A 23734-nucleotide genomic window follows, 5' to 3' on the forward strand; every position below is an offset into this window, starting at 1 on the left:
ATGTTTGCGCAATTATAGGAATGCGGGTTTCTGCTAACCTATAACTGATTGTCATTCTCAACATTCTCGCGGCTGGCGCGCTGCCGTCAGCCGTAATCGACGTCGCCACGGAGTAGCACGCGCCATGAAGACCCGCATTGAAAAAGACACGTTTGGTCCCATCGAAGTCCCTGAGGATCACCTCTGGGGCGCCCAGACCCAGCGTTCGCTGCATTTTTTCGCGATTTCCACCGAGAAGATGCCGGTCCCCCTGGTCGAAGCGATGGCGCGGCTCAAGCGCGCGGCGGCCAAGGTCAATGCCGATCTGGGCGAACTGGATCCGAAGATCGCCGATGGCATCGTCCGCGCCGCCGATGAAGTGATCGCCGGTAAATGGCCCAACGAGTTCCCGCTGTCGGTCTGGCAGACCGGCTCGGGCACGCAAAGCAACATGAACATGAACGAGGTGCTGGCCAACCGCGCTTCGGAACTGATGGGCGGCGTGCGCGGCGAAGAACGCAAGGTCCACCCCAACGACCACGTCAACCGCGGGCAGTCGTCCAACGATACCTTCCCGACCGCCATGCACGTGGCGGCGGCGGTGCAGGTCGAGCATCATCTGCTGCCCTCGCTGAAGGCGCTGCGCGCCACGCTGGCGGCCAAGAGCGCCGAGTTCTACGACATCGTCAAGATCGGCCGCACCCACCTGCAGGACGCCACGCCGTTGACGCTGGGTCAGGAGCTGTCGGGCTACGTGGCCCAGCTGGACCTGGCCGAGCAGCAGATCCGCGCCACCCTGCCTGGCCTGCACCAGCTGGCCATCGGCGGCACGGCCGTGGGCACGGGCCTGAACGCGCACCCGCAGTTCAGCGCCAAGGTTTCCGCCGAACTGGCGCATGCCACCGGCACTGCCTTCGTGTCGGCGCCCAACAAGTTCCAGGGCCTGGCTTCGCACGAAGCGCTGCTGTTCGCGCACGGCGCGCTGAAGTCGCTGGCAGCCGGCCTGATGAAGATCGCCAACGACGTGCGCTGGCTGTCCAGCGGTCCGCGTTCGGGCCTGGGTGAAATCAGCATTCCCGAGAACGAGCCGGGCAGCTCGATCATGCCGGGCAAGGTCAACCCGACGCAATGCGAAGCCATCACGATGCTGGCGGCGCAGGTGCTGGGCAACGACGTGGCCATCAATATCGGCGGCGCCAGCGGCAACTTCGAACTCAACGTGTTCAAGCCGCTGGTGATTCACAACTTCCTGCAATCGGTGCGCCTGCTGACCGACGGCATGGCCAGCTTCAACGAGCATTGCGCCGCCGGCATCGAACCCAATCGCGAGCGCATCGCCGAACTGGTCGACCGTTCGCTGATGCTGGTGACGGCATTGAATCCGCATATCGGCTACGACAAGGCCGCGCAGATCGCCAAGAAGGCGCACAAGGAAGGCCTGTCGCTGAAGGAGTCGGCGTTGGCGCTGGGCTACGTGACCGAAGCGCAGTTCGCCGAATGGGTGGTGCCGGCTTCCATGACCAACGCGCACAAGTCCTAGTAAGCGGGCCTGTGCGTGCATGAAAAAAGACCGCCGCGGCGGTCTTTTTTCGTTGTCGGGCCTTGCCGCTCAACCTGCGCCGGTGAGCATCAGCCACAGCGGAATCGTCAACGCCGAAAGCAGCGTGCCCAGCGATATCAGCACGGCCACCATGCGGCCGTCGCCGCCCATGCGCATGGCCAGCACATAGGCCGCGGACGCGGTGGGCAGGGCCGCGAACAATAGCAGCATCTGCGATTCCAGCGGCGGCAGCGCCAGCAGATGCGCGATCAGCAGGGCCGCCGCGGGCAGCGCCAGCAGCTTGACCCCGAGCATCCAGGCGATCAGCGCGCCATGGCCCTTGCCGCCTTCCCATGAAAGGCTGGCGCCCACGCACATGATGCCCAGCGCGAGCGCGGCAGCGCCCAGGCGTCCCAGCGCCGTGTCCAGCGGGCCGGGCAGATGCACGCCGGCCAGATTGCAGGCCAGGCCGGCCAGCGTGGAAATGACCAGCGGGTTGCGTGCCAGTTCGCGCAGCAGGTTGCCGCCGCTGTGGCGCGCCAGGCCGTAGACCGCCGCCATGTTGGCCATCGGCACGGCGAACCCGACGATCAGCGCCATGACCGTCTGGCCCTGGGCGCCGCCCAGGCTGGCCGACAAGGCCAGGCCGAGATAGGTGTTGAAGCGGTAGCCGCATTGCGCGGACGAGGCCAGGCTGAGCGGCGACGGCCGCAGCGCCCAGCGCGCCAGCCAGGTCAGCGCGACGCCGGTCGCGATGACGGCTGCGCAGGCCTGCAGCAGCATGGCGGCGTTGCCGGCGGTGATGGGGGTGCGCAGGATGGACTGGAACAGCAGTGCGGGGAGCAGGACGAAGTAAACCAGGCGCTCGGTGCCGGCGAAGAATTCGCGCGAGAAATTCAGTTTGTGACGCAGCGCCCAACCCAGCGCGACCAGCATGAAATCAGGGAAAACCAGAAGGGCAACGGACATGTGAGAGCAGGTATTTGATGCGCGTCAGAAGGGGATCCCGGCGCTATGCGTCTGTAAGCATTTGCTGCTATTCTCCGTCATTCTGGCGGGCGCATGTGCCACAAGCAACCTATAAAAGCAGTGCTCTCCCTGCGCACAGAACTTGCGCCCTCCCGCCGTTCATTGCTGACCTGTCTACAGGCAGGCGCATCACACAACGGTCCGTACACACACGGGCTCGCATATTGGAGGAAACACACCTATGAATAAAGTCCGCTCCCTGGCCGTGGCCATTGCCCTGGCCTCCGGCGTTGCCGGCACCTTTGGCGCCTCCGCCGCCTTCGCTGCCGACAAGTACCCGAGCAAGCCTATCCGCGTGATCGTTCCGTTCGCGCCTGGCGGCTCGACCGACATCATCGCGCGCCTGGTGACGCAGCGCATGAGCCAGGAACTGGGCCAGCCCATGGTTGTGGAAAACAAGGGCGGCGCCGGCGGCGCCATCGGCGCATCCGAAGCCGCGCGCGCCGATGCCGACGGCTACACGCTGTCGATCGCCACCGTGTCGACGATGGCCGTGAACCCCGCTTGCCGCCCCAATGACCTGCCCTACGATCCGATCAAGGACTTCCAGCCGGTCACCAACTTCGCCAACACCGCCAACGTGGTGGCCGTGAACCCGAAGTTCCCCGCCAAGGACTTCAAGGGCTTCCTGGAAGAGCTGAAGAAGAACCCGGGCAAGTACTCCTACGGCAGCTCGGGCACCTGCGGCGTGCTGCACCTGATGGGCGAATCGTTCAAGATGGCCACCGGCACGGACATCGTGCACGTGCCGTACAAGGGTTCGGGCCCGGCCGTGGCTGACGCCGTCGGCGGCCAGATCGAAATCCTGTTCGACAACCTGCCGTCGTCGATGCCGCAGATCCAGGCGGGCAAGCTGCGCGCCATGGCCATCGCGTGGCCGACCCGCATCGATTCGATCAAGGACGTGCCGACCTTCAAGGACGCCGGCTTCCCGGTGCTGAACCAGCCGGTCTGGTACGGTCTGCTGGCGCCCAAGGGCACGCCGATGGAAGTCGTGAACAAGCTGCGCGACGCTGCCGTGGTGGCCCTGAAGGACCCCAAGGTCATCAAGGCGCTGGACGACCAGGGTTCGGCGCCGTCGGGCAACACGCCGGAAGAATTCGCCAAGGAAATCAAAGAGCAGTATGACTGGGCGAAGGACGTCGTGAAGAAGCAGAACATCAAGCTGGATTGACGCCGCGCGGGGCGGGCGCTGCCTGCCCTGTCTGCACGCAATGACGGGCGCCTTCGGGCGCCCGTTTTTTTTTGTGCGCCGGCCGCTTCAGGCCGCGACGTCGAGTCCGGCCTGCAGCGCTTCGCAGGCGGCGCGCAAGCGTTCGATGAAGTCGCGGTGCAGCGCCGACAGCGGATCCTGGTTGCGCACCATGATGCTGATCGGCACGCGCAGCGCGGGGTCCAGCCGGCGCAGGTTCATGCCGGGACGCAGCATCGCCTGCGCGGTGATGGCGTCCACGATGGCGTCGCCGCAGCCTGCGTCCACCAGCGCGCAGGCCACGTAGTGCGTTTGCACCTGGATGGCGACTTGCGGATCCAGGCCCTGCGCGTCCAATGCCATCTGCAGCAGGGCGCCGGAGGCGTCGGCCGCGTCCAGCACGATCAGCGTGTCGCCCGCCATGGCCGTCAGCTCCGCCAGCGGCAGCGGTCCCGTGCCTTCCTTGCGGCTCAGGTGCACCAGCTCCGTGTGGCCCAGCCCCATGCGGGTCAGGCCCGGATAGTCGTTGGTGTCGAAGGTGATGGCCAGGTCCAGTTCGCGCGTCAGCAGCCCCTGTACGAGTTCGGTGCTGTGATGCGTGTGGATGTCGAAGGTGATGCCGGGCTGCGCCTCCCGGCTGTCGCGCACCACGCCGGGCAGCAGCCCCAGGCCCAGCGCTGGCGCGCAGCCCAGTCGCAGGTGGCCGTTGGGATGGTCGCGCAGGCTGGCGGCCAGCCTGCGCACGCTGTTGAGGTCCTGGTTCAGGCGCGCGACTTCGGGCGTGAGGATCTCGGCTTCGCGCGTGGCGACGAGCCGGCCCTTGACGCGCTCGAACAGCTTGAAGCCCAGCTGCGCCTCGGCGTGCGCCAGGAGCTTGCTGGCCGCGGGCTGCGAGATATGCAGCGCGGCCGCGGCCTCGGTCAGGGATCCGGTACGGCGGATCGCTTCGAAAATCTCGATGTGGCGCAAACGCATGGCACGGTGGGGACGGTGGGCGGAAACCGCGATTCTAAGCCGGATGCGGCTGGCGTCGCGACAGCCGCGGGCGCCTTGACTATCATGAACCCCTGCCGGAAAGCCGGCGCACACAGGAGCTTCCCATGCGCGCACCCCGCCACGCCGCCGCCCTCATGCTTGCCGCCGCGCTTGCCGCCATGCCCGCGGCCTGGGCCCGCACGCCGCAGGCCGCCGAGGACCTGAACCCCGAGGCCGCCAGCGGCATACAGACGCGCCAACTGGTGCGTGCGCCGCATTTCATGATGGCATCGGCCAATCCGCTGGCGACGCAGGCGGGCGACGAGATGCTGCGCCGGGGCGGCAGCGCGGTGGACGCCGCCATCGCCGCCCAACTGGTCCTGAACCTGGTGGAGCCGCAATCGTCGGGCATCGGCGGCGGCGCCTTCATGGTGGTGTATTCGGCCAAGAGCGGCCGTATCCAGACCTACGACAGCCGCGAGACCGCGCCCGCCGCGGCCCAGCCGCAACGTTTCCTGGATGCGGACGGCAAGCCGGTGCCATTCGCCCGCGCGGTGAACAGCGGCCTGGCGGTGGGCGTGCCGGGCTTGCTGCGAGGCTTGGAGCTGGCGCACAAGGAGCAGGGCGCGCTGCCCTGGGCCGACTTGTTCCAGCCCGCGATCCGGCTGGCCGAACAAGGTTTTGCCGTGTCGCCGCGCTTGCATAAGCTTTTGGCCGGCAACAAGGAACTGCGCACGCAAGCCGCGGCCGCGGCCTACTTCTACGCGCCGGACGGCGCTCCCTGGCCGGTGGGCCACGTGCTGAAGAACCCGGAATTCGCGCGCACGCTGCGCGCGGTGGCGGAGCAAGGCGCGGACGCGTTCTACCAGGGCGACATCGCCCGGGATATCGTCGCCGCCGTGCGCGGCCACGCCGTACCCGGCGACCTGACCCTGGCCGACCTGGCGGGCTATCGCGCCAAGACGCGCGATCCCGTCTGCGGCGCCTATCGCGGCTACCAGCTGTGCGGCATGGGGCCGCCCAGCAGCGGCCCGATCGCGGTGCTGCAGATGTTGGGCGAACTGGAGCAGTTCCCCCTCGCCCGCTACAAGCCGGGCAGCCTGGAGGCGGTGCATTACTTTTCGGAAGCTGGCCGGCTGGCGTTCGCCGACCGCGATTTCTACGTGGCCGATCCGGACTTCGTGCGGGTGCCGGTGCGCGCCATGCTGGACCCCGCCTACCTGCGCGCGCGCGGCGCGCTGATCCAGCCGGACCGCAGCATGAAGGTGGCGCTGCCCGGCGATCCGGAAGGCAAGCTGCTGTCGCTGGGCAAGGACGACGCGTGGGCGCTGCCCTCGACCAGCCATCTGGTGGCGGTGGACGCCCAGGGCAATGCCTTGAGCATGACGACCACCATCGAAAACGAGTTCGGCAGCAAGATCTTCGTGCGCGGCTTCCTGCTGAACAACGAGATGACGGATTTTTCCTCGTCCTACAAGGATCCCGAGGGCCGCCTCGTCGCCAACCGCATCGAACCGGGCAAGCGCCCGCGCAGCTCGATGGCGCCGATGATCGTGCTGCGCGATGGCAAGCCCTATCTGCTGGTGGGTTCGCCGGGCGGCAGCGCCATCATCAACTATGTGGCCAAGACCATTGTGGGCGTGCTGGACTGGGGCCTGGACATCCAGGCGGCCATCGACCTGCCGAACATGGGCAGCCGCAACAAGGAGACCGAGCTGGAGAAGGGCACCGCGCTGGAGGCGCTGGCGCCAGAGCTTGAGCGCATGGGGCATCCGGTGCGCATCACCGAATTCCCCAGCGGCATCCACGGCATCGTGATCGATGCTGGCGGCCTGCAGGGCGGCGCCGATCCGCGCCGCGAAGGCGTGGCCCAGGGCGGCTGAGGCCGCGCGGGCCTATTCGCCGGCGTCAGCGGGACGCAGCGTCGGCGGCAGCTTGCGCAGCGTGGCTGGCGTGCGCGACAGCTTGATCGGCGAACCCACGCCGCGATAGTCGCCTTGCTCCAGCACCATGCCGCGATGGCGGGTATGCGGATGCGCCAAGGCCTGGTCCACGGTCTGTACGGCGGCGGCGGGGACGCCGCCACGCAGCAGACGGTCGGCCAGCGCAGCGGCGTCGTGGCCCGCCAGCAGCGCGGACAGGTCGTCGCGCAAGGATGAGCGGTTGCGCAGGCGGTCGGCGTTGGTGGCGTAGCGCGCATCGTCCGCCAATCCTGGCGCTTCCAAAGCCTGAGCCAGCTGCGCGAACTGGCGGTTGTTGCCGACCGCGAGAAAGATCGGGCCGCTGGCCGTGGGCAGCGTTTCGTAGGGCGCGATGTTCGGGTGCGCGTTGCCGCTGCGCGCGGGCACCTTGCCGCTGTAGAAGTAATTGGGCGCGTGCGGATGCAGCAGCGACAGGGCGCAGTCGTACAGCGTGATGTCCAGGAACTGTCCCAGGCCGCTGCGGGTACGCTCATTGAGCGCCAGCAGGATGGCCACGGCCGCGTTCAGGCCGGTCACCATGTCCACCACCGGCAGTCCGACCCGGGTGGCTTCGCCGTCCGCATCGCCGTTCACGCTCATCAGGCCGCACATGGCCTGGGCGCAGGCGTCGTAGCCGGGCAGGCCGCCCAGCGGACCGTCCGCGCCGAAGCCGCTGACCCGGCAATGGATCAAAGCGGGGAAGTCGCGGCTCAGCGTGTCGTATCCCAGGCCCCATTTCTCCAGCGTGCCGGGCTTGAAGTTCTCCACCAGCACATCGGCGTCGGCCAGCAGATGGCGCAGCAATTCCTGCCCAGCGGGCTGCGACAGGTCCAGCGTCATGCCGTCCTTGTTGCGGTTCACGCCGATGAAGTAGGACGCCGTATCGCCCAGGAAGGGCGGCCCCCAGCCGCGCGTCTCGTCGCCGCCGGGAGGCTCGATCTTCAGCACGTCGGCGCCGTGGTCGGCCAGGATCTGCGTGCAATAGGGGCCGCCCAGCACGCGCGACAGGTCTATCACTTTGCAGCCGGCGAGCGCGCCGGCGTTGGGCAGGGTTGCAGCCATGTGGGGTCCGTTCAGTCGATGGAAACGTGGGCGCTCTTGATGAGGTCGCGCCATTTGGGCACTTCGGCCGAGATGAAGGTCGCCAGGCCCTGCGGCGTCTGGTCCTGGGCTTCGACGATGCCCTGGCTGCGCAGCGTCTGCGCGACCTCGGGATCGGACAGCGCGGTCTTGAAGGCGCGGTTCAGCGTGTCCACTACGTCAGCCGGCGTGCCCTTGGGCGCGACGATGCCGAAGAAGACGCTGACGTCGTAGCCCTTGAGTCCCTGCTCGGAAAGCGTCGGCAGGTCGGGCAGCGCATCCGAGCGCTGGGCGCTGGCCAGGCCGATGGCGCGCAGCTTGCCCGCCTTGATGTAGGGCAGCGCGGTGAGGATGTCGGTGAACGACATCGACACCTGCCCGCCCAGCAGGTCATTGAGGGCCGGTCCCGTGCCTTTGTAGGGGATGTGCATGATCTGGGTGCCGGCCATATTGTTGAAGAGAATGCCGGCCAGGTGCGACGAGGCGCCGTTGCCCGACGAGGCGTAGCTCAGCTTTTCCGGATTCTTCTTGGCGTAGGCGATCAGTTCCTGCGCATTGTTGGCGGGCACTGACGGGTTCACCACCAGGATGTTGGGCAGGTGGCCGATGCGGATGATGGGCGCGAAGCTGGTCTCGGGGTTGTAGCCCTGCTTCTTGTACAGGCTGACGTTGATCGCCAGCGGCCCCGAGGTGCCGAACAGCAGGGTGTAGCCGTCCGGCTTGGCGGTCGCCACGTACTCGGAGCCGATGTTGCCGCCGGCGCCTGCGCGGTTTTCGACGATGACGTTCTGGTTGAGCGGTTGCCGCAGCTTGTCGGCCAGCCTGCGCGCCAGGGCGTCGGTGGGACCGCCCGGCGGGAAGGGCACGATCAGCGTCACGGGCCGGGCCGAGGGATAGGCGTCCGCGGCCAGCGCGGGTGCGGCGGGGGCGATGGCGGCGGCAGCCGCCAGCAGCAAAGGGGCGAAGGTTCGGTTCATGCTTGTCTCCAGTGGTTGCGCGCCGGCTGTGCCGCCGGCGTCGGTTCTTACAGCGCGTATTGCAGGATGGCGCGGCACGCCGTGCTTTCGTCGGCCGCAATGGCATAGGGATCGCGCGGGCCCAGGCGATGCTGCAGCACCTGGTCGGCCAGCAGCGCGCGGCTTTCCAGGCCGGGTTCGGTGGCTTCCCAGCGCAGGGCGGCCATGGAAACCGCGTGGTACAGCAGCGAAGCCGCCTGGCGCGCCAGCTCGGGGCGGTCGGCCTGCGCGGCGTGTTCGGCCAGGGCATAGGTCTGCTCCAGCGCGCGCGCCTGCATGTCGGCCAGTTCGGGCGGGCAGGGGCGGCCTGCGGCCAGCAGGCCGTCGATATGGCTGCGCAGCGCCGGCAGCGAGTTTTCCCGGGTGATGGCGCGCAGCACGTCCAGCGCCACGATGTTGCTGGTGCCTTCCCAGATGGAGCCCAGGTGGGCGTCGCGCACCAGACGCGGTTCGGTCCATTCCTCGATGTAGCCGCAGCCGCCGCGCACTTCCATGGCGTCGCCGGTCACTTTGCGCGCATCGCGGCAGGCGCGGAACTTGATCAGCGGCGTGAGGATGCGCGCCAGCGCCGGATCGGCCGCGCCCTGGTCCGCGTCGGCCAGCGCACGCGCCGTCTGGAACATCACGCTGCGGGCCTGTTCGGCCCAGACCGTCATCTTGACCAACTGGCGCTGCATCAGCGGCATGTCGATCAGGCGCTTGCCGAAGGCGCGCCGGTGCTGCGAGACATAGACCGCCTCGGTCACGGCGCGGCGCATCAGGCCGGCGGCGCGCATGCCGTTGGACAGGCGCGAATTATTGATCATGTCGGCCATGTGCTTGAAGCCGCGGCCGCGCTCGCCCACCAGCCAGGCCACCGCGCCTTCCAGGCGGATCTCGCCGCTGGCCATCGAGCGCGTGCCCAGCTTGTCCTTCAGGCGCAGGATGCGGTAGTGGTTGTGCGTGCCGTCGGCCAGGTCGCGCGGCAGCAGGAACAGCGATACGCCCTTCAGGCCGGGCTGGGATTCGCTGCGCGCCAGCACCATGGCGTAGCCTGCGTCCGGATTGGAGCAGAACCATTTGTCGCCGTGGATGAGCCAGGTGCCGTCGTCCTGCGCCGTGGCGGTCACTTCGGTGGCGCTGACGTCGGACCCGGCGCCCTGTTCGGTCATGAACATGGCGCCCTGGCGCAGCGCATCGAAATCCTGCGAGGTCACTTCGGGCAGGACTCGCTCGACCAGTTCCGGGTCGCCGAACTTGCGCAGGGTGCGAGCCAGCGAGTCGGTCATGCTGACCGGGCAGCACAGGCCGAACTCCGCCTGCACGAACAGATGGCTGAGCGCGTACTTGGCGGCCGCGGGCATGGGGTCGGGCCAACCCAGGACGCCGCCGCGGTGCGACAGCGCCGCCAGGCCGAATTCGCTGTAGGCCAGGCGCTCCAGTTCGACGTAGGCCGGATGCTTGTCGATGCGGGACTCGTCGGCGCCGGCGCGGCTGCGCACGGACAGCGTGGGCGGGTGCTTGTCGGCGGTGGCGGCCAGTTCGTCCATGACGCCGCCTGCCAGCGCGCCCAGCCGTTCCAGGTGGGGCAGCAGGTGGGCGTGCAGCGCGGGCGGCAGGTAGCGCCGGCTGAGCGCCTCGGCGTAAGGGTCCGCGCTGAACAGGTTTTGTCCGCGCGAATCCGGAACGGGCGTGGCGGCGGTGGGCGCGGTCTTGACGGGGGTATCCATGGCGGCATCCTGCTGAAGACGGGAACGATGCCTGTGATGGTGCTTGCATGGATTAATCTATACAAATACTGCTTGTGTGTAGAACAATCCAAAAAAAGTATGGATTGCAGCCCCAGGGGAGACAAATGGACCTGGATCCGCGCCTGTTGCGCTATTTCATCGCCGTGGCCGAAGAACGCCACTTCAGCCGCGCGGCCACGCGGCTGCACATTTCCCAGCCGCCGCTCAGCTACGCCATCCGCCAACTGGAGGACAACGTCGGCGCGCGCCTGCTGACCCGCACCAGCCGCCACGTCGAGCTGACCGACGCCGGCCAGGTGCTGTACCGGGAAGCCCTGACGTTGCTGCGCCAGGCGGAAGAGGTGCGCACGCTGGTGCAGCGCGTGGACGCGGGCCTGCGCGGCCGGCTGCGCATCGGCTTCGTCGGTTCCATGCTGTACCGCGGCCTGCCGGCGCTGCTCAACGCCATGCGCGCCGAGCTGCCGGACGTGGAACATGTGCTGACCGAATTGAATTCCCATGACCAGATCGAGGCCGTGCGCCGCGGCGAGCAGGATCTGGGCTTCATCCATGCCAATCCGGTGCCGCCAGGCGTGCTGGCGCGCGACTTGATGGCCGAGCCTTTCGTGGTGTGCCTGCCGCAGGCGCATCCCCTGGCCGGCCGGGAATCCCTGCGGTTGGCGGAATTGGCCGCGGACGACTTCGTGTTCTTCGCCCGGGCCGCTTCGCCCAGCTATTACGAGACGGTGCTGTCCATGTGCGTGTCGGCGGGCTTCATGCCCGTGATCCGGCACGAGGTCAGGCACTGGCTGAGCGTGGCGTCGCTGGTGTCGCAGGGGCTGGGCGTGTCCATCGTGCCGGCCTGCCTGTCGCGCAGCGGGCTGGCGGGGACGCGCTTCATTGCCTTCGAGCACGCGGCCCGCTCGGTCAGCCAGATGATCTGGCCCGAGGCTGCGCGTTCGCCGCTGCAGGAAAAGGCGGTGGAAATGGCGGCGCGCCAGTTCCCGCTGGGGGCAGGCGCGCCCGAGGATCCGCCGCCAGGCGAATCCGCCGGACGGCGATCCGCAAGCTGAGGATCAGCGGAAGACGACGGTCTTGTTGCGGTTGAGCAGGATGCGGTGCTCGACGTGGCTGCGCACGGCGCGCGACAGCACCAGGGATTCGATGTCGCTGCCGACCTGGGTCAGGTCCTGGGCGGTCATCGTGTGGTCCACGCGTTCGATGTCCTGGTCGATGATGGGGCCTTCGTCCAGGTCCGAGGTCACGTAGTGGGCGGTGGCGCCGATGATCTTGACGCCGCGCGCATGCGCCTGGTGGTAGGGGCGGGCGCCCTTGAAGCTGGGCAGGAAGCTGTGGTGGATGTTGATGGCGCGGCCGTTCAGCGCGCGGCACATGTCTTCCGACAGGATCTGCATGTAGCGGGCCAGCACCACCAGGTCGATGCCTTCCTGATCGACCAGGGCCAGCACCTGCTTTTCCTGTTCCGCCTTGGTGTCGGCGGTGACCGGCAGGTGGTGGAACGGGATGCCGTAGGACGCCGCCAGGCTGGCGTAGTCGTTGTGGTTCGAGACGATGGCGGCAACTTCGGCGTGCAGATGGCCGCTGTGCACGCGGAACAGCAGGTCGTTCAGGCAGTGGCCCTGCTTGCTGACCATGATCAGCAGGCGTTCCTTGCGGCGGGCGTCATGCAGCTTCAGCTCCATGCCGTATTCCGCCGACATCCCGTCCAGCCGCGCCCGCAGGTCGCTGGCGGCTACGCCCGCCGGGACGTCGAAGTGCACCCGCAGGAAGAAGCGCCCGGTCTCTTCGTCGCCGAACTGCTGCGAATCCAGGATGTTGCAGCCCAATTCGAACAACAGGCCGCTGACGCGGTACACGATGCCCGTGCGGTCGGGGCAGGACAGGGTCAGGATGTAGTCGTTGTGCTGCATGGTTCAGGGAGAGGAGAAAAAGGAGAAGAGGTGACAGTATTTGTTGATGGCGCCACGCGCGGCATGCGCGGCGTGGGGATCATCCGTTCAGACGGGCCAGGGTCTCTTCGGCCAGGGCCAGGCTGGAGGTCAGCCCCGGGGATTCTATGCCGAACAGGTTCACCAGGCCGGGCACGCCATGCGCGGCCGGGCCGGCGATGACGAAATCGGCCGCGGGCTCGTGGGGGCCGGAGATCTTGGGGCGGATGCCGGTGTAGCCGGGCGCTAGCGCGTCATCGGGCAGGGCCGGCCAATAGCTGCGCACGGCCTCGTAGAAGACGTCGGCGCGGGCCGGGTCCAGCGTGTAGTCCTCGGTTTCGACCCATTCGGTGTCGGGGCCGAACTTGGCCTGGCCGCCCAGATCCAGCGTCAGATGCACGCCCAGGCCGGCATGCTGCGGCACAGGGTAGATCAGGCGCGAGAACGGCGCGCGGCCGGACAGCGTGAAATAGCTGCCCTTGCACAGGTAATCCTTGGGGATGCTGGACGCGGGCAGACCGTCGATGCGGCGCGCCAGCGCCGGCGCGTGCAGGCCGGCTGAATTGATCAGCACGTTGCAGCTCAGGGTCATGGCGTCGTCGCCGCCGAATTGCAGCTCGAAGCCGCCTTCGGGGCGGACCCGGCCGGACACCAGCGGCGTGTGGAAGACGCACTGGGCGCCGGCGTTTTCGGCGTCGCCCTGGAACGAGAGCATCAGCGCATGGCTGTCGACGATGCCGGTGGACGGCGAGGACAGCGCCGCGGTGCAGCGCAGCGCGGGCTCCAGGCGCATGGCGTCCTCGCCGGAAATGAACTGCAGGTCGTCCACGCCGTTGGCGCGGGCGCGCTGGGCAATGCCCTCCAGCTGCGCGGCCTGTTCCGTCGTGGTGGCGACGATGAGCTTGCCGAGCCGCTTGTAGGGCACGCCGCGCTCGGCGCAATAGGAGTAAAGCAGGTGCTTGCCGCGCACGCAGAGCCGGGCCTTGAGGCTGCCCGCCGGGTAGTAGATGCCGGCGTGTATGACTTCGGAGTTGCGCGAACTGGTGCCGGTACCGATCGCCTCGGTGGCTTCCGCCACCAGCACCTCGCGTCCGGACTGGGCCAGCGCGCGCGCGATCGCCAGGCCCACCACGCCCGCGCCGATGACGACGCAATCCACATCCACGCTCATGGCGTTTTCCTTTCCGAACGGGCGCCAGCCGGGGTCAGGTCGAAACCGCCGGCATGGAAGACCAGCGGCGGCTCGCCGCTATGGCCGCAGCGCTCCACTTCGCCCACCATGATGACATGGTCGCCCTCGACGTAGCGGCTGCGGTTGTGGCATTCGAACCAGGCGGCGCAGTGGCCGTCCAGCATGGGCGTGCCGCCCGGCGCGTGATGCACCGTGAGGCCTGCGTAGCGGTCCGGCGTCTTGCCGGTGGCGAAGCGGCGCGCCAGCGCGATCTGCTCCGCGCCCAATACGTTGACGACGTAGCGCTCGCACTGCTCGAAGGCGGCCAGCGACGACGAACTGCGCGACAGGCTCCACAGCACCAGTGGCGGGTTCAGCGACACGGAGTTGAAGGAGCTGACCGTCAGGCCGATGGGCGCGCCATCGGGGTCGGCGGTCGTCACGACGGTCACGCCCGTGGCGTAACGGCCCAGCGCGGTGCGGAAAAAGGCGGCGTCAAAATCAGGGGAGGAGGCGGTCATGCAATCGTTAATTGGGGGCGGGCGCGCGGCGCCCGGCATCAAGGCGACAGGCGTTCGATCTTCCAGGCCTGGCCGTCGGCGACATAGCGCAGGCGGTCATGCAGGCGCGAGGGCCGGCCTTGCCAGAATTCGAAGGCGGTGGGCTTCAGGCGGTAGCCGCCCCAGTGCGGCGGGCGCGGCGGCTGTTCGCCGAAACGCTCGCGGAATTCCCGTTCGCGGGCTTCCAGCTCTTCACGGGTGATGGGCTGGCTCTGGCGCGAGGCCCAGGCGCCGATGCGCGAACCGGCGGGGCGGCTGTGGTAGTAGGCGTCCGACTCGTCGCCGGCCACTTTTTCGACCACGCCTTCGATGCGGACCTGGCGCTCCAGCGGCTGCCAGAAGAACAGCAGGCTGGCGCGCGGCTCGGCCTGCAGGTCCAGGCCCTTGCGGGATTCGTAATTGGTGAAGAACGTGAACCCGCGCTCATCGAAGCCCTTGATCAGGACGATGCGCGCGCTGGGCTGGCCGCTGGCGTCCACCGTGGCCAGGGTCATGGCGTTGGGTTCGGGGACCTTGGCGGCCAGGGCCTCGTCGAACCAGCGGGTGAACTGCTCGAACGGGGAGGCGGCGGCCTGGCCTTCGAGCAGCACGTTCTTGTCGTAGCTTTGACGCAGATCAGAGACGGACATGGGGCTAGTAGTTCAGCGTTGATAACAAGGAGTTTATACCGCCTGGGAGGCGGTACCCTCATTGACCCCGCTCAGGGCGCAGGCAAGATTTCCCGAGGCCGGGCCTCAGGCGCCTTCCGGCAGGGTGTGCCCGTCCAGCTCCAGCCGGCGCGCGATGGCGTCCAGGCGGGCGTCATGGATGCCGGCGGCGCGCAGCGCCTGGGCGGTCTGCACCACGTATTCGGTGCAGGGGCCATAGCGTCCGGCGGCGCGGCGCACGATGGCCAGCAGCTCGGGTTCGGGCAGGGCGCGGATGTAGGCCGGATTGTCCCGGTTCATGATGAAGACCAGCGCCCGCACGGTGCCGGTATCGGTGGCGCAGTTGATCCAGCGGGGCAGATAGGCGCCAGTGGACATCTCGCGCTCCCAGAGCGCGGGGAAATAGGTCGGCACCTGGTCGCCCGCCAGGCGGTAGACCACCCCGCGGCAGGAGCCTCCCCGGTCCAGGCCGAATACCAGACCGGGGCATTCCGGGGTGCCGCGGTTGACCCGCGACCACAGGCACAGCGCCCGGTGGTGGCCGCGCAGCGTCGCCAGCCGGCGCTCCACGAAGTCGAAGTCGGGCCGCCAGATCAGGGAGCCGTAGCCGTAGACCCACACGTCTTCGCCCGATTGCCAGTGGCGCAGCGCCTCGTCCAGTGATTCCTGCCGCTCTTGCGCAGTCCAAAGACGAAAGGGCAGGCTGGCGCCGGAATTGCCGGCGGCGGGAGGAGAGGACTGCATGTTCACGGCTACGCTTTGCGTTCAGATTCGATCGGGGGATTGCGGTTGGCCCAGCCTCCGGCCATCAGGGCCACGGAGTACGCCCAGAAGAGGGGGGCAACGCCAATTACCGCACCGAGCGCGCCGAAGGTCAACGGCAGGGACACCTGCGAGCCGTTGATCAGGGCCATCCGCAGGCCCACGGCCTCGGCGGCGCGGCCCGGCGGCGAATGCTGGTGCAGCAGGGAAAGCATACTCGGCTGGCAGCAGCCCAGGGCCAGCCCGAGGATGAAAGACAGCACGATCAGGACGTTAACGTCGGTGAACAGCGGGTAAAGCATGAAATCAATGGCGGCTGTCGCCATCGCTACCCGCACCAGCGTCCAGGATCGCACGCGGCGCTGGATGAAGGGCAATATCAGGCGGATAACGAAAGTAGCCGCCGCGAAGGACGCAAGAATGACGCCAATGGTGGTGGCCGACAGGCCGATGGCGACGCCGAAAATGGGCACGACGAACAAATGGGTGTCCCACGCGCCGGACAAAATCGTGTTGACCATCAGGATGCGGCGCAATGCCGGCACTTCCAGCAATTCAGTAACGCGCCGCTTTTCAGCCTCTTTTTTACCTGACAGCTGCGAATCCACCGCCTTCAATTGGTGACGCAAGACATAAAGGCCGCCCGCCGAAAGCAACGGACCCAAGGTCAGCAGGCCGAAGGCCAGACGCGTGCCCAGATGGTCGATCGCGAGCCCGGCGATCAGCGGGCCCGAGAATCCGGACCCCGCCAGCGCCAGCGACATAAAGGAGAAATTGCGCAGCCGTTGAGCCGGTTCCGCGTGGCCCAGCAGGTCTTGCGTGGCGACCTGATGCAACATGAAGCCGATGCCGATGCAGCAGGAGGCTATCAGCAGGGCGAACTGGGTCTGTGAGATGAAGGGCAGCGCGGTGCCCGAGGCGACCAGGGCCGTGCCGATGACCAGCGGCCGCACAATGCCGACCCGGTCGACCCAGCGGCCGGCGCGCACCGAGAACAGCATGGGCAGCACCGCGAACACCGCGACCAGCGTGCCCACCTTGAAGGTCGACAGCCCCATCTGCAGCGCAGTGAGGGAAACCGTGATCCGTCCCCCAGTGAGCGCCACGTGATTCATCATGGCCAGCAGGCACAAAAGCACCGCCCCGGAAAATTCTGGGGAACTGGGTGACGAAGAGGGGGATCTATGAGAAATGGACACGGATACGGCGTAACTGCGTTCATTCTGGCCATATCGTCGCCCTATGTCGAGGCGCTGCTGTTTTGCAGCGCCGCAAACGTATTTTGGCGCCAATCGCATGATGCCGGCTATCTAGGGGCGAAGTCGCATGCTTATGGCGCAAGATGGCGGCACGTTCGCCGCATCTGCGTGCGAGGGCTTGCGTGGGGGACGGACAAAGCGTTGTATCGTTCATGCAACGGAACAATCACGCGGACCTTGACGTTCCGTTCCGCTTTACTGTTTTTCACCGTTTCGCCACAGATCGTCGATGGTTCGGACGCACTAGACGTTTAGGATGTGCAGGCAGCGTGGGCAAGCCTCCCCTTGTCCGGTCCGCAATTCGCAATACCGGCGCTGGCTCGATTTCCAGCGCCACATCCGACAGGTTCAATGAAAAAGTCTCGCAGCAAGTTCAAGCGCTACGCCCTGATCGCCGTTTTTCTGCTTTTAGCCGGTTTCGGCGTGCGCGCCGCATTCTTTTCCGCGCCGCCGCCGCCCACTTTCGCGGTGGCCGAGGTCACCCGGGCCGACCTTGAAGACAGCGTGCTGGCCAGCGGCACCATCGACGCCATCGAACGCGTCAGCGTCGGCGCCCAGGCTACCGGCCAGCTCAAATCCCTGAAGGTGGCGCTGGGCGACCGCGTCAAAAAGGGCCAGTTGGTCGCCGAGATCGACGACATGACCCAGCAGAACGAGCTGCGCAACGCCGAGGCCGCCTTGCAGACCCGGCGCGCCGAGCGGGCCGCCAAGGTCGCCACGCTGAAGCAGGCCGAGCTGGCCTTCCGCCGTCAGCGGCAGATGCTGGCGGCCGACGCCAGTTCGCGCGAGGCCTACGAGAGCGCCGAGGCTACGCTGGGCGTGACCCGCGCCGAAATCGCCTCGCTGGAGGCGCAGATCGCGCAGGCCGAGATCCAGGTCGACACCGCCCGGGTCAACCTGGGCTATACGCGCATCGTCTCGCCCATCGACGGCATGGTGGTCGCGGTGGTGACCAAGGAAGGCCAGACCGTCAACTCGATCCAGAGCGCGCCCACCATCATCAAGGTGGCCCAGGTGGACACCATGACCATCAAGGCGCAGATCTCGGAAGCCGACGTGACCCGCGTGAAGCCCGGCCTGCCGGTGTACTTCACCATCCTGGGCGAACCCGACGAGCGTTACCGCGCCGCCCTGCGCGCCGTGGAGCCGGCGCCGGATTCCGTGCAGAAGGACGACGCGGCGTCTTCGCTTACCGGATCGACCAGCGGCAGCTCCACCACCGCCGCCGTCTACTACAACGGCCTGTTCGACGTGCCCAATCCGGACGAGAAGCTGCGCATCTCCATGACCGCCCAGGTCTTCATCGTGCTGGGCGAGGCCAAGAACACGGTCGTGGTGCCGGCCTCGGCGCTGGGCAAGCGCGGCGAGGACGGCCGCTACGCCGTGCGCGTGGTCCTGAAGGACAACAAGACCGAAACGCGCCAGGTCAGGATAGGCATGAACAACAACGTCCAGGCGCAGGTGCTGGAAGGGCTGGAGGTGGGCGAGCGCGTCGTGTCGGCGGATGCCGCGCCGGCCGCGGCTGCGCCGGGGGCCTGACATGAGCGGGCCTTTGATATCGCTTACGGGCGTGCGCCGCGAGTTTCCCGCGGGCGAACAGACCATCGCGGTGCTGAAGGACGTCAACCTGGCTATCGAGGCCGGCGAGATGGTGGCGATCGTGGGTGCGTCCGGGTCGGGCAAGTCCACGCTCATGAACATCCTGGGCTGCCTGGATCGCCCCACCCGCGGCGAGTACCGGGTCGACGGGCGCAGCACGGGCGAGCTGGACCCGGACGAACTGGCCGAGCTGCGCCGCGAGCACTTCGGCTTCATCTTCCAGCGCTACCACCTGCTGTCCGATCTGACCGCGCAGGGCAACGTCGAGGTGCCGGCCGTCTACGCCGGCAAGCGGCGCGAGGCGCGCCTGGAACGGGCCGATGAACTGCTCAAGCGGCTGGGATTGGGCGACAGGTCCGGGCACCGGCCCGGCCAACTGTCCGGCGGCCAGCAGCAGCGCGTCAGCATCGCGCGGGCGCTGATGAACGGCGGCGACATCATCCTGGCCGACGAGCCGACCGGCGCGCTGGATACGCACACCGGCCAGGAAGTGCTGCGCATCCTGGAAGAACTGAACGCGGCCGGCCACACCATCATCATCGTCACGCACGATATGAATGTGGCGCGCCACGCCCAGCGCATCATCGAGATCAGCGACGGCGAGATCGTCGCCGACAAGCGCAATCCCGACGCGCCGCGGCGCGAACGCGTCAAGGAAGATGCGCCGGCGCTGGCCGCGCGGCCTGTGTGGCAGGCCTACCTGGACCGTTGCCGCGAGGCTTTGCGCATGGCGTTGCTGGCGATGAATGCGCACCGGCTGCGCACCTCGCTGACGATGCTGGGCATCATCATCGGCATCGCGGCCGTGGTGTCGGTGGTGGCGCTGGGCGAAGGCTCGCGCCGCAAGATCCTGGACGACATCAGCGAGATCGGCACCAACACGGTGGAGATCTTTCCGGGCAAGGACTTCGGCGACGAGAAGGCCGTCAATATCCGCACCCTGGTGCCGGCCGACGCCGACGCCCTGGCGCGCGAATCCTATGTGGACAGCGTTACGCCGGAAGTCTCCACCAGCAACACGCTGCGCTATCGCAACGTGTCGGTGACCGGCGTGATCCAGGGCGTGGGCGAGCAATATTTCCGCGTGCGCGCCATCAAGCTGGCCCAGGGCAAGTTCTTCGACGAGACCAGCGTGCTGCGGCGTGCGCAGGAAGTGGTGATCGATGACGCCACCCGGCGCAAGCTGTTCGGCTCGCATACCGAGCCCATCGGGCAGGTGGTATTCCTGGGGTCGATGCCGGCGCGCGTGATCGGGGTGACGCAAAAGAAGGAAACCGTCTTCGGCAGCAATGATTCGTTGAACGTGTGGGTCCCCTACACCACGGCGCTGTCGCGCGTGCTGGGCCAGCAGCATCTGAAAAGCATCACGGTGCGCGTCAATGACGCCTCGCCGCCCGCCGCGGCGGAGCAGGCCATCGTGCGCGTGCTGACGCGGCGCCACGTGACCAAGGATTTCTTCGTGTTCAACACGGACGCGATCCGCAAGACCATCGAACGCACCACCGCAACCATGACGCTGCTGGTGTCCATGATTGCCCTGATCTCGCTGATGGTCGGCGGCATCGGCGTCATGAACATCATGCTGGTGTCGGTGACCGAGCGCACCCGCGAGATCGGCGTGCGCATGGCGGTGGGGGCGCGGCGCAGCGACATCATGCAGCAGTTCCTGATCGAAGCGGTGCTGGTGTGCCTGATAGGCGGCGCCATCGGCATCGTGCTGTCCCTGGGGCTGGGCGTGCTGGTGTCCAAGGCCACGGGCGGGTCGTTCCAGATGATCTATTCCACGACATCGATGGTGGCGGCGTTCAGCTGCTCGACGCTGATCGGTGTGCTTTTTGGCTATTTGCCGGCGCGCAATGCCGCGCGCCTGGATCCCGTCGAGGCCCTGGCCCGGGAATGAGGAAGATGAAAGCGGTTTCCCTGATCTGCAAACCTGCCGCCCTGGCGCTGCTGCTGGCCCTGGCCGGCTGCGGCAGCCTGCTGCACACCGACTACGAGCCGCCGCTGACGTCCATTCCAGCCGCCTGGACCCATGCGCCCGCAGGCGACTTCCAGGCCGGGCCGCTGGCCGATGGCGGTCAGTGGTGGCGCAATTTCAACGACCCGACGCTCAACGGCCTGGTCGACGCCGCGCTGGCGCGCAACAACAACCTGGCCGCCGCCGCGATCCGCGTGCGCCGGGCGCAGTACCAGGCTGGAATCACCGAGGACAAGCTGCTGCCGCAACTGGGCGGCAACGCCAATGTGACGCGCAACCGCAATCTGTACGGAGATCGCGCGATCTCTCGGACCAACGCGGCGGAGTTGACTGTCAGCTACGAAGTGGACCTGTGGGGCAAGCTGTCCAGCCAGCGCGACGCGGCGCAGTGGGATGCGCTGGCGACCGAGCAGGACCGCCAGAGTGCCGCGCTGTCCCTGGTGGGCACCACGGCCACGCTGTACTGGCAGACCGCCTTCATCAACCAGCGCATCGCCAGCAGCGCCGAGAGCATCGCGTACGCACGCAGGACGCAGGACCTGGTGCGCGCCCAATACGCGGCGGGCGGCGCGTCGGCGCTGGAAATGGCCGAGGCTGAACAGACCGTGGCCAGCCAGGAAGCCGCTCATACGCTGCTGGTGCAGCAACGGGTGGAATACGCCAACGCCCTGACCATCCTGTTCGACGGCCCGCCGGACCGCATGATGGCCGACCCGGCGCGATTGCCGGGCTATCCCTTGCCGCAAGCGCGCGCCGGCGTGCCGGCCGACCTGCTGGGCCGCCGTCCCGACTTGCGCGCCGCCGAGCTGCGCCTGCGCCAGTCCCTGTCCACCGTCGACGCAACCCGCGCCAGCTTCTACCCGCCGTTGACGCTGACCGGCGCCTTGGGAAGTTCGAGCCCCACGTTGTCCGATGTACTGAAGAACCCGGTGGGCTCGCTGGGGGCGGCGCTGACGCTGCCGTTCCTGCAATGGAACCAGATGCAGCTCAACATCAAGATCTCCAAGGCCGACTACGAAGAGCGGGTGGTGAATTTCCGGCAGGCGCTGTACCAGGCGATGGCGGACGTGGAAAACGCGCTGTCCAATCGCACGCAACTGCGCTTGCAGGCAGAGCAGCTGGACGCGTCTCTGCGCGCGGCGCGCGAGGCCGAGCGTCTGTACGAAGTGCGCTACCGGGCGGGGGCGGTGCCGTTGAAGGACTGGCTGGACGCGCAGGAGAAGCGGCGGGTGGCTGAGGTTTCTCGGGATGAGAATATGTTGAATCGGTTGGTGAATCAGGTGACGGTTTATCAGGCGCTCGGGGGGGATGATGTTGTTGGCGGTGGTGCTGCTGAGTCTGCTGCTGGCGCAGCGGCGGGTTCTTAATCCGTCTGGCGCGTCGGTGCGCTGGGGCGCGCGGGGCAACGATTGCGGTCCGGAGCGTTCGCTCCGGACTTGCCTCGGCGGCCCCCCCCTTCGTCATCGTCGTCCAGGCCTTCGGCCTTCCCTTCCGATTCCCTCGGGCTTATCGACGCCCCGCGCATCGCAGGCCCCCGACGCGCCAGGCTCCGCTTTTGAAGCTTGACGTCAGCTGGGGCGATTGGTCTTCGTAGGATTCTCGCCGACGGTGGGGGTTGGGCGATGGTCTTGCGGGGCCCGCCCCAGGCCGGCCGCCCGGGCGGCCTTTTGGGGCTTACGCGGCGTCTTGCGATTGGTGATGCCGCTGTGCGCTGATGATGATCTGCGCTTGAGCAGGAATCGTTGCTGGGCGACGGATTGCATATGAGTGCATGCCTGCACCCGCGCGCAGCGCCATCCGTACAACTGACTGCAACCATATGCCAAAGAAGGCCGCCCGCGCGGCCGTCTTTGGCGTCCCCGCAAGATCTTTCTCTCTTCCTCGTCGGGGAGAAGAACGCCAAGCACACCACCCGTCCCAGCGACCGGCAAGATTCAATCAGCAGAGCCTGGCGCGGCGGCGCCTGGGGTGGCGCGGGGCGTCGATAAGCCCGAGGGAATCCGAAGGAACCGCCGGAGGCGGTGACGAGGATGACGCAGGGGAAGTCCGGAGCGAACGCTCCGGACCGCAATCGTTGCCCCGCGCCACCCCGGGCGCCGCCGTGCCAGGCGTCTCAAGAACCAGCACCCGTCCCCCAACACCCGCCTGCAATAAAATACGCCCTCATGAACACCCCAGAACCCCAAGCCGACCTCGACCGCCGCTTCGGCAGTCTCTCCCGCCTCTACGGCCCCGAAGCCCCGACCCGCCTGCGCAACGCCCATGTGGCAATAGCAGGCCTGGGCGGCGTGGGTTCCTGGACCGTCGAAGCCCTGGCGCGCTGCGGGGTCGGCGCGTTGACGCTCATCGACCTGGACCACATCGCCGAATCCAACGTCAATCGGCAGATCCACGCTTTGACCGAGACGCTGGGCCAATCCAAGGTCGATGCCATGGCCGAGCGCGTGCTGGCGATCAATCCGGAATGCCGGCTGACGCGGGTGGATGACTTCGTTTCGCCCGATAACGTCGCCCAGGTCCTGCCCGGCCCGTATTCGGTCATCATCGACTGCACCGACCAGGCCGCGGCGAAGATCGCGATGATCCTGCATGCGCGCGAAATCGGCGTGCCCATGCTGTTGTGCGGCGGCGCTGGAGGCAAGACCGATCCGCTGGCCCTGCGCGCCGGCGACCTGTCGGCTGCGGTCAACGATGCACTGTTGTCCAAGCTGCGCAACAAGCTGCGCCGCGAACACGGCTTTCCGCGAGCTTCCGATCAGAACGGCAAAGCACTGAAGCGCGTGCCGAAGATGGGCATCCATGCCCTATGGTTCGACCAGCCCGCCATCCTGCCCGACGCCTGGACTCGCCCCACGGAAGGCGAGGACGACATGGGCGCTTCGGGCCAGACCCTGGCGCCGCAAGGCCTGTCCTGCGCCGGCTATGGCTCGGTCGTGACCGTCACGGCCGCCATGGGCATGGCGGCCGCGAACGAGGCGCTGCGCCTCGCGGTCTGACAAAGACGCTACAACGCCACGAACACCACGCCGTCCTCGATCCTGACCGGATAGGCGGCAATGTTCTCGCGCAGCGGCGAACAGAGCGCGCGCCCGTCGCGCACGTCGAAGCGCCCCTGATGCAGCGGACATTCGATCTCATGCCCCTCTAGAAAGCCGTCGCACAGCCGCGCATTGCCGTGCGTACAGAGATTGGCGGTGGCGTAGACCTCGCCGTCCACGCCATACAGCGCGATCTCGCGGCCGCCGGCCTGCACGGCGATGACGTCGTCTTCAGGCACCTCGTCCCGCGCGATGGCCTTGATCCATTGCGTGCTCATTGCTGTCGTGTC

At 67.4% G+C, this 23734-nt stretch carries 20 protein-coding genes; 8 read left to right on the forward strand and 12 right to left on the reverse strand.

Features of this window, described 5'->3' with window-relative positions; genetic code table 11:
• The first annotated feature begins 124 nt into the window (after positions 1-124).
• The gene (gene fumC, locus IB259_RS17025) at positions 125-1519 is read left to right on the forward strand and encodes a class II fumarate hydratase (RefSeq protein WP_054457461.1); all 1395 of its coding nucleotides are present in this window, start codon (positions 125-127) and stop codon (positions 1517-1519) included.
• A gap of 69 nt (positions 1520-1588) precedes the next feature.
• Here fumC and IB259_RS17030 read toward each other — a convergent pair whose 3' ends face one another.
• Entirely contained in the window at positions 1589-2488 is a 900-nt protein-coding gene (locus tag IB259_RS17030) for an AEC family transporter (protein WP_054457459.1), read from the reverse strand.
• Between the two features lie 241 nt (positions 2489-2729).
• On the opposite strand from IB259_RS17030, the gene IB259_RS17035 reads away from it, so the two are divergent.
• Positions 2730-3722, forward strand: a complete 993-nt coding sequence (locus IB259_RS17035) for a tripartite tricarboxylate transporter substrate binding protein BugE (protein WP_054457457.1) — start codon at positions 2730-2732, stop codon at positions 3720-3722.
• 87 nt (positions 3723-3809) lie between these two features.
• Here the strand turns inward: IB259_RS17035 and IB259_RS17040 are convergent, their stop codons facing one another.
• Entirely contained in the window at positions 3810-4715 is a 906-nt protein-coding gene (locus IB259_RS17040) for a LysR family transcriptional regulator (RefSeq protein WP_192329741.1), read from the reverse strand.
• A 125-nt stretch (positions 4716-4840) separates the two neighbouring features.
• Between IB259_RS17040 and ggt the strand changes: the two genes are divergently transcribed.
• Positions 4841-6598 carry a gamma-glutamyltransferase gene (gene ggt, locus IB259_RS17045; protein ID WP_119452125.1) on the forward strand — a complete coding sequence of 586 codons (1758 nt, stop codon included), beginning with the start codon at positions 4841-4843 and terminating at the stop codon, positions 6596-6598.
• 12 nt (positions 6599-6610) lie between these two features.
• Here ggt and IB259_RS17050 read toward each other — a convergent pair whose 3' ends face one another.
• Genes IB259_RS17050 through IB259_RS17060 form a run of 3 tightly spaced genes read right to left on the reverse strand, consistent with a single transcriptional unit; the run spans position 6611 to position 10481 of the window.
• Entirely contained in the window at positions 6611-7738 is a 1128-nt protein-coding gene (locus tag IB259_RS17050; RefSeq protein WP_054457452.1) for a CaiB/BaiF CoA-transferase family protein, read from the reverse strand.
• 11 nt (positions 7739-7749) lie between these two features.
• On the reverse strand, positions 7750-8733 hold the full coding sequence (locus IB259_RS17055; protein WP_054457449.1) for a tripartite tricarboxylate transporter substrate binding protein: 984 nt from the start codon (positions 8731-8733) through the stop codon (positions 7750-7752).
• Positions 8734-8780: 47 nt separating this feature from the next.
• A complete protein-coding gene (locus IB259_RS17060; protein WP_192329743.1) occupies positions 8781-10481 on the reverse strand; it encodes an acyl-CoA dehydrogenase family protein in 1701 nt (566 codons plus the stop codon).
• Between the two features lie 125 nt (positions 10482-10606).
• Here IB259_RS17060 and IB259_RS17065 point away from each other — a divergent pair, with 125 nt between their 5' ends.
• Positions 10607-11554 (forward strand): LysR family transcriptional regulator, encoded by a 948-nt coding sequence (locus IB259_RS17065; RefSeq protein ID WP_054457446.1) that lies wholly within the window; start codon positions 10607-10609, stop codon positions 11552-11554.
• A gap of 3 nt (positions 11555-11557) precedes the next feature.
• Here IB259_RS17065 and purU read toward each other — a convergent pair whose 3' ends face one another.
• The 6 genes from purU to IB259_RS17095 form a co-directional block, all read right to left on the reverse strand.
• Positions 11558-12412: a formyltetrahydrofolate deformylase gene (gene purU / locus IB259_RS17070; RefSeq protein ID WP_119452128.1), complete on the reverse strand. Its 855-nt coding sequence runs from the start codon at positions 12410-12412 to the stop codon at positions 11558-11560.
• 79 nt (positions 12413-12491) lie between these two features.
• Positions 12492-13601, reverse strand: coding sequence for an NAD(P)/FAD-dependent oxidoreductase (locus tag IB259_RS17075; protein WP_175159396.1), 1110 nt, complete (start codon positions 13599-13601; stop codon positions 12492-12494).
• Positions 13598-14122: a flavin reductase family protein gene (locus IB259_RS17080; protein ID WP_059371570.1), complete on the reverse strand. Its 525-nt coding sequence runs from the start codon at positions 14120-14122 to the stop codon at positions 13598-13600. The genes IB259_RS17075 and IB259_RS17080 overlap by 4 nt, the downstream gene beginning before the upstream one ends.
• A 38-nt stretch (positions 14123-14160) precedes the next feature.
• Positions 14161-14790, reverse strand: a complete 630-nt coding sequence (gene pdxH / locus IB259_RS17085; RefSeq protein ID WP_054457438.1) for a pyridoxamine 5'-phosphate oxidase — start codon at positions 14788-14790, stop codon at positions 14161-14163.
• Positions 14791-14895: 105 nt separating this feature from the next.
• On the reverse strand, positions 14896-15558 hold the full coding sequence (locus tag IB259_RS17090; RefSeq protein WP_054457436.1) for a gamma-glutamylcyclotransferase: 663 nt from the start codon (positions 15556-15558) through the stop codon (positions 14896-14898).
• Between the two features lie 2 nt (positions 15559-15560).
• Entirely contained in the window at positions 15561-16688 is a 1128-nt protein-coding gene (locus IB259_RS17095) for an MFS transporter (protein WP_054457615.1), read from the reverse strand.
• 492 nt (positions 16689-17180) lie between these two features.
• Between IB259_RS17095 and IB259_RS17100 the strand changes: the two genes are divergently transcribed.
• The 4 genes from IB259_RS17100 (at position 17181) to IB259_RS17115 (ending at position 23402) form a co-directional block, all read left to right on the forward strand.
• Positions 17181-18368: an efflux RND transporter periplasmic adaptor subunit gene (locus tag IB259_RS17100; protein WP_175181113.1), complete on the forward strand. Its 1188-nt coding sequence runs from the start codon at positions 17181-17183 to the stop codon at positions 18366-18368.
• Position 18369: 1 nt separating this feature from the next.
• Complete coding sequence (locus tag IB259_RS17105) at positions 18370-20328, forward strand: MacB family efflux pump subunit (protein WP_054457614.1); 1959 nt, start codon at positions 18370-18372, stop codon at positions 20326-20328.
• Positions 20329-20333: 5 nt separating this feature from the next.
• Positions 20334-21773 (forward strand): efflux transporter outer membrane subunit, encoded by a 1440-nt coding sequence (locus IB259_RS17110; protein WP_175159402.1) that lies wholly within the window; start codon positions 20334-20336, stop codon positions 21771-21773.
• 798 nt (positions 21774-22571) lie between these two features.
• Entirely contained in the window at positions 22572-23402 is an 831-nt protein-coding gene (locus tag IB259_RS17115) for a ThiF family adenylyltransferase (protein WP_192329745.1), read from the forward strand.
• Between the two features lie 8 nt (positions 23403-23410).
• On the opposite strand, the gene IB259_RS17120 is transcribed toward IB259_RS17115, so the two are convergent.
• Positions 23411-23722, reverse strand: coding sequence for a non-heme iron oxygenase ferredoxin subunit (locus IB259_RS17120; RefSeq protein WP_054457428.1), 312 nt, complete (start codon positions 23720-23722; stop codon positions 23411-23413).
• Positions 23723-23734: the final 12 nt, after the last annotated feature.

The organism is Achromobacter sp. ACM04 (assembly GCF_014851465.1).
GTDB classification, from domain to species: domain Bacteria; phylum Pseudomonadota; class Gammaproteobacteria; order Burkholderiales; family Burkholderiaceae_B; genus Achromobacter; species Achromobacter aegrifaciens.